Raw genomic sequence first — 11,227 nt, 5'->3', positions numbered from 1 at the left:
GTCCTCACTGTGCGTTGCTCTATCCGCTTTTCATGGGTGCCCTGAATGATGCGATGCACATAAATGCCGGGCAGGTGGATGTGATCGGGATCAAGGCTGCCGACAGGCACAATCTCTTCGACCTCCATGATGCAGACCTTGCCGCACATGGCTGCGGGCGGATTGAAGTTGCGCGCTGTCTTGCGGAAGATTGCGTTGCCCGTGGCATCCGCCTTCCATGCTTTGACGATGGACAGATCGGCGAAAATACCTTCTTCGAGGATGTAATCCTGACCACCCCAACTTTTTACGTCCTTACCCTCGGCAATTACGGTGCCTACGCCGGTTTTGGTGTAGAACCCGGGAATACCGGCACCTCCTGCGCGCATCCGCTCGGCCAATGTACCTTGCGGGTTGAACTCCAGCTCCAGCTCACCTGACAGGTATTGGCGCATGAATTCAGCGTTCTCACCCACATAGGACGCCATCATTTTGGAAATCTGACGTGTGGCGAGCAGTTTGCCCAAACCGAAATCATCCACGCCTGCGTTATTGGACGCAACCGTCAGGTTCTTGGCGCCATGCGCGACAATTCCGTCGATCAGCAATTCGGGTATGCCGCAGAGGCCAAAGCCGCCGGCCGCAATCAGCATCCCATCCTCCAGCACACCGTCGAGCGCTGCCTGCGCTGTCTCAAACACCTTTTTCATGCTGATACTTCTTTCAATTCAAGGATCGCGCGGGCCTGCCGCCAGTTGGCCACGGGCCGTTCGTATTTCTCGCACAGTTGCGCTGCTCGGGTTACGAGGGCCGCATTCGATGGGGCCAGCGTGTCGCGATCAAGGCGGACGTTATCCTCCAGACCTGTGCGCGCATGACCGCCCGAAGAGATCGCCCAGTCGTTCAGTGTGAACTGCTGCGCACCGATCCCCGCTGCGCACCAAGGCGCATCTGCCCCAAACAGGCGGCGCACGGTGCGAATGTAGTAATCAAACACATCACGGTCCACGGGCATCGCGTTCTTCACACCCATGACAAACTGTACATAAGGCGTACCCGCCAGCTGGCCTTTGTCGGCCATGTCCTTGGCCTTGAGGATATGCGACAGATCAAACGCCTCGATCTCGGGCTTCACATCATGCTTGAGCATCTCCCCCGCAAGCCAGTCGACCAACGCGGGCGGATTTTCATACACGCGAGTCGGAAAGTTGTTGGACCCAACAGACAGCGAGGCCATATCAGGCGAAAGCGGCAGCATCCCACCACGCGTCTCCCCCGCGCCCGAACGTCCACCCGTCGAGAACTGGATGATCATGCCCGGACAGTGTTTCTCCAACCCCTCCTTGAGGCGCGCAAATTTCTCGGGGTCCGACGACGGTGTCTCGTCGTCGTTGCGAACATGGGCATGGCAGATGGTGGCGCCCGCCTCGAAGGCTTCGTGGGTGCTCTCAATCTGCTCAGCGACTGTCACAGGCACGGCGGGGTTGTTGGCTTTTGTCGGCAATGATCCTGTGATGGCAACGCAGATGATACATGGGTTACTCATGCGGCACCTCCCGCAGGCATCCGCTTGAGTGCGTCGACAAAGAAGGGACGGAACCCCACAGGATGCTCGCTCATCGGGAAGTGGCCCAGCTTGTCCATCACCGCGAGGGTTGCACCGTCAATGGCATCGGCCGTGCGCTTTGCGTCCTCGGGCGTGCAAGTCAGATCATATGCACCCACGATCAGATGAACTGGCGTTTTGGCCGTGTCGATATCCCCTAAACGGGCAATCAGACTGTCATCCTTGGTGTAGAAACTCAGGTCCCCACGGAACACGCCCGGACCACTTTGCATGAACATCCACAGCGTATTCCACCGCTCGGCGTTTGGCGCAAAGGGCGAGATATTGGCAGAGACGAGCGCCGCACCCATTTCGCCGCCATGGGCATCGGGGCGGTGAAACCAGTCGATGTCATACCAAGCGGGTTGGAAATCCGACGCCTCGATGGCGATAAAACCGCTGAATTTATCCGGATGCAGCGCCGCAAGTTGCAGCGCAATGCGGCCGCCCATGGAACAGCCTGCAAGCACGGGGCGGTCCAGCCCCAGCCCATCAATCACGGCAAGGACTGTCTCTATGTAGGCCTCGGTGGTGAGCAGGTATTCTTCCGTCTCAAAGCCTTCAGGCGGCAAGGATTTGCCGTGCCATGGAAGATCAAAGGCGATCATGCGATTGTTTGCCGTTATGCCCGCATCATTCATGAGATGCCGCCATTGCCGCGTGTCCGCACCCGCCGTGTGCAGGCACAAGACAGGACGGCCCTGCCCCGCTTCCTCGAAATAAATCCGGCGCGGCGCGCCCTCAACAGTGACGGTGAGGTAGCGGCCTGTGATCGGTTCAATGCTCATGCTGCGTCCTCCCGCTTGGTGCGGGGCAGCGCCATGAACTCTTTGAAAAAGCGCAGGTTTTTGACGAGGCACAGAATATCACCATCAATGTTGCCACGGCCAACTTTTAGAAGACCAAAGATGTCGTGAAACCCCGGTGCCGGCAGCGGTTGCCAAAACTGCGCCAGCGCCTCTGCATCGGTGCGCAGCGCAAAGCGCCAAGGCGTCTTGCGACTGGGGCCTGCGGTTACGTGGGTCAAATGCCCCTTATCGAAGGTCAGGTAAATCTCATCATCGCCCACCTGAACAAGAACGTTCTCGGAGAACAAGCGCCCGAGGCGCAGCAAATGCGGCGTGGCCTCCAGCTTTGCCTGCATGGTGTGGAACGTCTCAATCATCGCGCTTTCCTCTTCATATCCCTGACACTGTGGTGCCATGAGGGCAGGCTTTACTGCCATACCGATGCGGGTATTACGCAATACCGCCCACGGCATTGGATCATCTGCCCCTTTCGCAGACGGTACACACCAAGGGTCGCCCGCCAAGGCGCCCAAACCGGCACCAACATTGCCACTTTGGAGGAAGAAAAATGGGTATCGTTAACATCGACAACATCAGCGACGTGGTCATCGCAAGTCTGGGTCAGCACGGTGACATCACCGACCGCCAGCGCGAGATCATGTCATCGCTCATCCGTCACCTGCACGGTTTTTGCAAAGACGTGAACCTGCAGCACGGCGAATTCCTTGAGGGCTGCGAATACCTCAAGCGCGCAGGCCAGACCTGTGACGAGAACCGTCAGGAATTCATCCTGCTGGGTGACATTCTGGGCGTCGAAGTGCTGGTGGATATGTTGTCCAACCCCGTTGACGGACCCGAGAGCGAGTCCACCGTGCTTGGACCCTTCTACCGTGAAAACCCGCCGGTTCTACCAAAAGGTGCGTCTACCATCAAAAAGCACTACGACAACGAAGAAACCGCCTATTTCGAGGGCTACATTCGTGACGCAAACGGCAATGGCGTGGCCGGTGTCCAGATGGACGTCTGGGAAGATGCGCCAAACGGCGTGTATGAAAACCTCGACCCCGATCAGCCGGAATATAATCTGCGCGGCCGCTTCGAGACGGACGAGAATGGCCATTATGCCTTTGTCGCCGTGCGCCCCGTGCCTTATCCGATCCCCGACAATGAAACCGCTGGTGAATTGCTGCGCTATATGGGGCACCACCCAAACCGTCCGGGGCACATGCACTTCATCATTTCCAAAGACGGCTTCCGCCCGCTGATCAGCCAGATTTATGATGCAGAGAGCAAATGGCTCGACGATGATAGCGTGTTTGCTGTCAAGGAAAGCCTGATCGGTACGTTCAAGAAAGCAGCACCCGAGTTGAAGACAGACCTGCACTTCGAGTTCGACTTTGTCATCAAGTCTGAGGCCATCGCCGCCGAGTAAACCACAAAATCCCCCTGAGACTGGCCTCCGCTAATGCGGGGGCCTTTTTTTATGCAAACACGCGGTCTAAGGTAGCAAACTGGAAACGATTGCTTGGGAGAGCAGTTTGCGGGAAATCTCCATTTTCACGGGAGGGAAAATGAACTTCAAACAGATGACCTATTTCATTGCCGTCGCGGAGGAGCTGCATTTCGGCCGCGCCGCAGAGCGGCTGGATATGGCGCAACCGCCGCTGAGCCGACAGATCAAACAGATCGAGGAGGAGCTGGAAGCGGTCCTATTCAACCGCGGGCGCAGTGCGATCAGCCTGACCCAAGCGGGCGAGAAACTGCTGGAGCGCAGCCGCGCGATCCTCGCCTTACTGGATGATACAAAGCTCGAAATGCGCAGGCTTGGCCAAGGGGCGGAAGGGCGTTTGCGCATCGGCTTTGTCGGCTCCTCCACCTATGGAATTTTACCGAATATCGTCAAAGCGTTCCGCGCCGCCTATCCGTCGATCAATCTGAGCCTCCAGCCGATGAACAACGCCCAATTACGACAGCAACTGGTGGCGCGCATGATTGATGTGGCTGTTGCACGTCCTGCGCTGGATGATGCAGAATTTGCGGTAAAGCATTTAGTTAAAGAGGATCTGATCCTGGCACTTCCCGACACGCTGGATACAGGCACGCGCGAGGTCGCCGACCTTCGGCGCCTTGAGACGCACAACCTGATCCTATACCCTGAATACCCCCGCCCCAGCTATGCCGATACAGTGATAAACGCCTGCACAGAAGCAGGGTTTCCTGTGCCAAAGCGAGTATTCACCATGGACCTGCAAACCGCGCTGAGCCTTGTGGCGATTGGCGAAGGGGTTTGTGTCGTGCCCAGCTCTGTAGGTTCTGCCCCGCGCAACGGGATCAAGTTCCTGCGGATCGAGCCGGAGATTGCGCGGACATCCCTATCCGTCAATTACCGCGTCGACGAACAGGGTGTGCATGTGCAGAACTTCATCAAGGTGGCACAAAGCGTCGCACGCGAGGCCCGGTAAAACCCGCACCTCTCCGGGTTCAGACACCCAGCCATTTATGCTGTGTTTCAACGTCGGCACGGATTTCATCCGCGCTGCCGCTCCAGACCACCTGACCTTTACCCACGACGACGACATCGTCGGCCAGAGATGTGGCAAACCCGAAGTTCTGCTCGACCAGCACCATCGACAGGCCTTCGCGGCGCAGATCCTGCAATTTGTCATGGATCAGCTTCACAATGATTGGAGCAAGCCCCTCTGTCGGCTCATCCAGCACCAGCAGGCGCGGATTCATCAGTAGCGCACGTGCGATGGCAAGCATCTGCTGCTCTCCGCCCGACAGTTGCATGCCGCCATTGTCCAACCGCTCGCCCAGCCGCGGGAACAGGTCGATCACCCGCTCGATCGTCCACGCACCATCACCAAAGCGTTTCGAGGCGATCTCGAGGTTTTCGCGCACGCTGAGCGAGGGAAAGATATCGCGCGTCTCAGGCACATAGGCGATGCCGGATTTGGCGATGTCAAAAGGCCGCTTGGCAATGGGTGCGCCATCAAATGTGATCGTGCCAGACTTCGTCGGCAACAACCCCATGATCGTCTTGAGGGTGGTAGATTTGCCCGCTCCGTTGCGCCCCAGAATGGCCAGCACGCGGCCAGGTTGCGCGGTGACGTTCATCCCGTACAGGACCTGTGTTTCGCCGTAGCCGGAATTCACTGCATTCAGTTCAAGCATCTTCCCAGCTCCCCAAATAGATTTCTTTGAGCAGATCAGACCCGCGTGCAGCATCCGGCAGCCCATCAAAGACGACCTCGCCGTAGTTCAGCACGGTGATCGTATCGGCCACGTCAAAAGCGAGGTCCATGTCATGCTCGATGATCAACAAGGTCAAATCACGTGGCAGGTTGTTCAGCAGATCATGGAAACCTTTGGCCATCTCCGGCCCCACACCGCTCGTCGGCTCGTCCATCAACAGAACCAGCGGACGCGTGGCCAGCGCCACACCGACCTCCAGCTGACGCCGCACACCATAGCTGATCTGCGAGACTTTTGCATGCAGGAACGGCATCAGGTCCACCTGATTGGCAACATCCTTGACGATCTCGCGCACCTCCGCTTTGCCAAGGCTGTCCGACCATAACGTGGTTGCATTGCCCGTATGGATCGCAGCCGCAAGGCCAAGGTTTTCTTCAACGGTCAGTCCGTCGAACAACGTGTTTTTCTGATAGCTGCGCGATAGTCCTTGCCGCGCACGCTTGGCCACCGGCAGTGCGGTAACATCCTCACCCGCCAGATTCACAGTTCCACTGTCGGGCGTCAGCTCGCCAACCAGCTGGTTGAACAGCGTAGTCTTGCCCGCCCCATTCGGCCCGAGGATCACCCGCCGCTCGCCGCGCTCAAGCTTGAGCGAGACATCTCGGGTGACATGAACCGCGCCGAAGCTTTTGTCCAAGTTGCGTGTCTCAAGCATCTTTTGTCACCTCCATGGCTTTCGGGTTTATCTCTGTCGTCTTGCTGCGCGCTGCGAAGGAATTCTCGATGAAGCCGAAAATCCCATTGGCGCGGCTCATCACGACACCGATCAGAATGACGCCCACAATCAGGTGCCAGTAGGTCGTTAGGGAGCTCAGCTCGTGCTTGAGCACCACAAAGACTGCAGCTCCCACCAGCGGCCCAACCAATGTGCCAAGCCCGCCAAGGATCACGACAACAAGGGCTTCGCCTGAGACGGTCCAGGCCATCAATCCGGGCGAGATATACATGATGTGTTGTGCTGCCAGAACGCCGGCAACGCCTGCAATCATGCCCGAAAGCCCGAAGACATCGGCCTTTATCCGCCACACGGTCAGGCCGAGTGCGCGCATCCGTTGCTCATTGTGCATCACCCCTGAGAAGGAGCGGCCAAGCCCCGAGCGCAGGATCATAACCGCAAGCCCGTACATGGCGGCCAGTGTGACGAGGCAGAACAGTGCAAATGTGCGCGTATCATTCAGATCGACGCCGATGAAGGACAGATCAAGACGCTCGATCCCGCCCAAGCCGTCATCACCGCCAAAGATCGGAGCCTCGAACACATAGGAATAGGCCATCTGGCCAAAGGCGAGCGTTGCCATGATGAAATAGATGCCATGGCTGCGCGAACAGATCGCACCGATGACCCATGAGATGCCAGCGGTGATACCCACGGCCGCCGCCATCGCTACTGGCGGGGTGAGACCTGCCGTGGTGGAGAGCACAGCATAGCCATAAGCCCCCACCCCCATTAGCGCGCCGTGGCACAGTGATACCATGCCGCCAAATCCGGCTACCATATCAAGTGCCAGCACCAACATGGCGAGGATGAGAATTTCGGTCAGAATTTCCAGCCCGAAGTATTGTGCCGTGAAGGCCTGAAACAGCGCACCCGATGCCAAGAGCACCAAGGCCGCATATCGGAAAGGCGTGTGATGGAACATGATCTATCCTTTCGCCGGAAAGAGGCCCACCGGCTTGATCACAAGGACCGCGGCCAACAGGGCGTAAATGAGAACAGAAGAGAGTTGCGGTGCCAGCACGGCCCCGAAAGTCTGCACAAAGCCGTATATAAGCGATCCCGCGACAGCGCCCTTGAGCGACCCGAGACCGCCGATCACGATCACGATCAGCGTGGGGATCAGGATTTGCAGCCCCATATCGGGCGAGACGCTGAGCAGCGGCGCAGCGACTGCACCGGCCAGACCCGCCAGCGCGCAACCGACGCAGAAAACGCAGAAGAAAAGACGCTCCACGTTGATGCCCAGACAGGCGGCCATCTCGTCGTTGTCGACACCTGCCCGGATCATCGCACCGATCTGAGTCCGCCCCAGAACGAAGGCGAGACCGGCTAAAACGACGAGGCCAAGAACAATGATAAACAAACGATAAGTCGGATATTCGACACCGAGGAACGCGAGCCGTCCGCCCAGCATTGCTGGCACTTCAATCGCAAGAGGCAGATCGCCCCAGACGATGCGTGTCAGGTCTAACAGCACGAAAATAAGGCCAAAAGTCACCAGAACTTGCGCCATCGGCCCCGATTTGCGCATCCGCTGGATGAAGCCAGAATAGAGCAGAACCCCCACTCCCGCGACAGCCACAGGCGCGAGTAAAAACGCCGCCCAGTAGCCCCAGATCGCGGCAAAAGAGGCCGCGAAATACGCACCAAGGGCATAAAGCGCACCATGGGCAAGGTTAACGAAATGCATCAGGCCGAAGATCACAGTCAGGCCGACAGATAGTAGAAACAAAAGCATCGACAGCTGTAGCGCGTTGAGCGCCTGTAGCGTCCAGAAGCCAAGATCGGTTGTCATTTTAGGACCTCCCCCCACATGAAAAACCCGGCCACAAAACGCAGCCGGGTTGTTGTTTTAGTTAGATACCGGATCCATCACGCAACCATTGGCCGGATCGGCCTCGGACGGCAGCTGGGCCAGAATTTTTTGCGTGAGGCCATCTGCACTTGCGACAGTTTCGTAGGTATAGATCGGCTGCACGATGTTGTTGGTCGCAGGATCAATCGACAATGTGCCGCGTGGTCCGTCGAACGTGACCTGACGCAGGGCGGTAGCAAGCGAAGCGCGGTCTGTCGCACCCGCTTTTGTCGCCTCGATGAGCGCGCGTGCAGCGTCATAGCCCTGAACCGCAAACTCGGACGGGGCGCGGCCGATTTTGGCCGTAAAGCCGTCTACGAAGACCGCGTTCGCATCATTTTCAATTGTCGGTACGTAATGGGACGCCGCAATCACACCCTCAGCCGCAGGACCTTGTGCATTCACATACAGAGACGACGTCAGGAACCCCGAGCCATAGAGCGGCAGTTCAGCCTTCAGACCAAAACTGTCGTATTGTTTGACGAAGGAAATCGCCTCACCGCCTGCATAGAACACATAGACCGCATCGGCACCGCTGGATTTGGCTTGGGTCAGGTAGGGGCCAAAATCTTGCGTTTTCTGGAAGGGCGTGAAGTCTTGCCCGACAATCTCGCCACCTGCGGCAGTGAATGTGGCCTCGAATGCTTCGATCATCTGACGACCGGCCGCATAATCAGGGGCAAGGGTATACACCTTGCGGACACCCTGCTCATACATCCATGTGCCCATGGGGCGATTTACCTGACCGTTGGAAAACGACATACGAGTGATGAATGGGGAGCAATCTGCGCCCGTCGCCTCATCATTGCCCGCGTTCGCGACAATCAGCGGCACGCCTGCACCGTGGACCATATCGCGAATAGCGCCCAGAACGCCCGAGCTTACGATACCCGCAATCACGTCCACATTTTCTTGCAAGATCAGCTTCTTGGCTTTGCCAAGGGCAACCGGTGGTTTCACTTCGGTGTCCTCGCGGACAATCTCGAAAGTAGCATCTGTCTCGCCGCCGAATTGCTCAAGCCCCAGCGCAAAGCCTGCGTCAATCTCGTTGCCAAGGGCCGCATAAACGCCGGAATAGGGCAGCAGCAGGCCGATCTTGATGTCCTCGGCGGTTGCTGTGGTCGCGATAGTGGTGGCAAGGCCGATGGCCGCCAGTGTTGTCGTTTTCATTTTGGTTCCTCCAGTTGATTATCAGACCGTTCTTATGTCGGCCTATCCAAGGTCGCCGCCGCCCACGGGCACAGTAAGGCCCGTGATGTAGGAGGCGTCATCCGACGCCAGAAACAGGATTGGCCCTGCCTGTTCGTCGAGTGTTCCGTATCGTTTCATGGGGGAGGACTGAATCGTCTGGTCGACGATGGTCTGGTACCAGTCCGCGCGCTGTTCCTGCTCTGCGTTCGGGTTGCGCGGGGTCACACGTTCGGGGGCTTCAGTGCCGCCCGGTGCGGTGGCCACGACGCGAATGCCGCGCTCAGCCATTTCCCAAGCCAAACTGGCAGTGATGGCATTCACGCCGCCCTTCGCCGCGGCGTAAGGCACACGGTTCAACCCGCGCGTGGCGATAGAACTGACGTTAACGATCACGCCTGACCCTTGCGGCAGCATCCGCTCGATCGCAGCGCGGCAACAATAAAGTGTCGGGAACAGCGAGCGGCGCACTTCGGCGTCGATTTGCTCGGGCTCATAATGCTCATACGGTTTGGCCCAGATGGTCCCGCCCACGTTGTTGACCAGAATGTCAATCCGGCCCCAGAGGCTCTGGGCCTTTTCCATCGCCCCGTCGCAACCGGTCCATGTCTCCAGATCGACATTGATCGCCTCTGCTAAACCACCGTTGGCGCGGATCGCTGCCACCACTTCATCGCGCGCGGGTGAGCGGTCTACGATCAGCACCTTTGCGCCCTCACCCGCTGCACGCTCGGCCACGCAGCGGCCGATGCCTTGGGCGGCGCCGGTCACGACCATCACCTTGTCTTCAAAGCGGCGGCTCATGCCGCATCCGCCTCTGTTTCAGTCGGGTTGAACTTTTCGAAATGGAAATTGGCAGGCTCAACACCCAGCGTGCCGAAGTGTCCGCGAACGGCATCCACCATGGGCGGCGGGCCACACAGATAGACATCGACATCACCGCCGTTCAGATCCTCCGCAGAGACGTGATCGGTGACAAAACCCTTACGCTCGTGCGCGTCCTCTTCTGCCGCCAGAACCGTGATCACTGTGACATTGCCGATCTGCTTGGCCAGCGCTTGCACGCGGTCCAGTTCCACCAGATCCGCAGCATGGGTAACTGCATAATAGAGCGTGATCGGCTGATCGTTGCCCTGCTCTGCCAGATGCTCCAGCATCGACAGGAAGGGGGCAAGACCCGTACCACCTGCCAGCCAAAGTTGGGGACGTTCCATCGGGCGCAAGTAGAATGCCCCCATCGGTCCGGTCAGCGTGATTGCATCACCACCCTTGGCGCGCTCGCCCAGATAGCTGCTCATCACACCACCGGGGATGTTGCGGATCAAAAAATGGCCTTCATCCGCACCCGGTTTGGACGAGAATGAATAGGAGCGGTGTTTGTCTGTGCCCGGCACGCTGACGTTCACATATTGGCCCGGCAGAAACCCCACTGTCTTGGACATCTTCACACGAAGGCCAAACGAGGTCTCAGAAAGTCGGTCCACGCCGAGAACCTCACCCGCTAAAGGCTCGGGCGCTGTCTTGCAGACTGCAGAGGTGGCCGGCACCCGCACAACGCAATCACTCAGCGGTGACATCTGACAGGTCAAGACATAGCCTTCGGCGGCTTCCTCCTCCGTCATCGCTTCGTCAAGGTAGAATTCCAGCTCGAACTCGCCCTTTTCGGCAAAGCACTTGCACGTCCCGCAAACGCCATCACGGCAATCCATGGGGATGTTAATTTTCTGGCGAAAGGCGGCCTCGGTCACCATCTCGTCGTCTTCACATTGAATGACGCGGGTGACGCCATCCTCGAAATTCAGGGCTACATTATAGGTTGTCATGGCATACTCCTCCCT

Annotated in this window: 13 protein-coding genes; 2 read left to right on the top strand and 11 right to left on the bottom strand. The window is 58.2% G+C overall.

The features are described from left to right. The 4 genes from Q0775_RS19795 to Q0775_RS19780 form a co-directional block, all read right to left on the bottom strand. The coding region (locus Q0775_RS19795; RefSeq protein WP_298865319.1) for a CoA transferase subunit A at nt 1–689 on the bottom strand (689 nt) is incomplete at its 3' end. Then, nucleotides 686–1,525, bottom strand: a complete 840-nt coding sequence (locus Q0775_RS19790; protein ID WP_298865316.1) for a 3-keto-5-aminohexanoate cleavage protein — start codon at nt 1,523–1,525, stop codon at nt 686–688. The genes Q0775_RS19795 and Q0775_RS19790, both read right to left, overlap by 4 nt. Beyond that, nucleotides 1,522–2,373, bottom strand: coding sequence for an alpha/beta hydrolase (locus Q0775_RS19785; RefSeq protein ID WP_298865313.1), 852 nt, complete (start codon nt 2,371–2,373; stop codon nt 1,522–1,524). The genes Q0775_RS19790 and Q0775_RS19785 overlap by 4 nt, the downstream gene beginning before the upstream one ends. Beyond that, complete coding sequence (locus tag Q0775_RS19780; protein WP_348422433.1) at nt 2,370–2,846, bottom strand: hypothetical protein; 477 nt, start codon at nt 2,844–2,846, stop codon at nt 2,370–2,372. Before Q0775_RS19780 ends, Q0775_RS19785 begins: the two co-directional genes overlap by 4 nt. A 95-nt stretch (nt 2,847–2,941) precedes the next feature. Here Q0775_RS19780 and Q0775_RS19775 point away from each other — a divergent pair, with 95 nt between their 5' ends. Further along, complete coding sequence (locus Q0775_RS19775; RefSeq protein ID WP_237272080.1) at nt 2,942–3,805, top strand: dioxygenase; 864 nt, start codon at nt 2,942–2,944, stop codon at nt 3,803–3,805. 139 nt (nt 3,806–3,944) lie between these two features. Next, complete coding sequence (locus Q0775_RS19770; protein ID WP_298865306.1) at nt 3,945–4,835, top strand: LysR family transcriptional regulator; 891 nt, start codon at nt 3,945–3,947, stop codon at nt 4,833–4,835. Nucleotides 4,836–4,854: 19 nt separating this feature from the next. Here the strand turns inward: Q0775_RS19770 and Q0775_RS19765 are convergent, their stop codons facing one another. The 7 genes from Q0775_RS19765 to benC all read right to left on the bottom strand — a co-directional run. Next, entirely contained in the window at nt 4,855–5,547 is a 693-nt protein-coding gene (locus Q0775_RS19765; RefSeq protein ID WP_237272082.1) for an ABC transporter ATP-binding protein, read from the bottom strand. Beyond that, nucleotides 5,540–6,283 carry an ABC transporter ATP-binding protein gene (locus Q0775_RS19760; protein ID WP_298865298.1) on the bottom strand — a complete coding sequence of 248 codons (744 nt, stop codon included), beginning with the start codon at nt 6,281–6,283 and terminating at the stop codon, nt 5,540–5,542. Before Q0775_RS19760 ends, Q0775_RS19765 begins: the two co-directional genes overlap by 8 nt. Beyond that, the gene (locus tag Q0775_RS19755; protein ID WP_298865296.1) at nt 6,276–7,268 is read right to left on the bottom strand and encodes a branched-chain amino acid ABC transporter permease; all 993 of its coding nucleotides are present in this window, start codon (nt 7,266–7,268) and stop codon (nt 6,276–6,278) included. Before Q0775_RS19755 ends, Q0775_RS19760 begins: the two co-directional genes overlap by 8 nt. A 3-nt stretch (nt 7,269–7,271) precedes the next feature. Next, on the bottom strand, nt 7,272–8,141 hold the full coding sequence (locus Q0775_RS19750; RefSeq protein WP_237272085.1) for a branched-chain amino acid ABC transporter permease: 870 nt from the start codon (nt 8,139–8,141) through the stop codon (nt 7,272–7,274). Nucleotides 8,142–8,198: 57 nt separating this feature from the next. Then, nucleotides 8,199–9,371, bottom strand: coding sequence for an ABC transporter substrate-binding protein (locus Q0775_RS19745; protein WP_298865291.1), 1,173 nt, complete (start codon nt 9,369–9,371; stop codon nt 8,199–8,201). A gap of 42 nt (nt 9,372–9,413) precedes the next feature. Further along, entirely contained in the window at nt 9,414–10,193 is a 780-nt protein-coding gene (gene benD, locus Q0775_RS19740; RefSeq protein WP_298865289.1) for a benzoate diol dehydrogenase BenD, read from the bottom strand. Further along, nucleotides 10,190–11,227: benzoate 1,2-dioxygenase electron transfer component BenC (gene benC / locus Q0775_RS19735; RefSeq protein WP_366863725.1), on the bottom strand; the 1,038-nt coding region annotated here is incomplete at its 5' end. The genes benC and benD, both read right to left, overlap by 4 nt.

The sequence above is a fragment of the uncultured Sulfitobacter sp. genome (assembly GCF_947499945.1).
Classification (GTDB): domain Bacteria; phylum Pseudomonadota; class Alphaproteobacteria; order Rhodobacterales; family Rhodobacteraceae; genus Sulfitobacter.
Note: the sequence above shows the minus strand (reverse complement) of the source record. Positions and strands in the feature narration are given on the sequence as shown.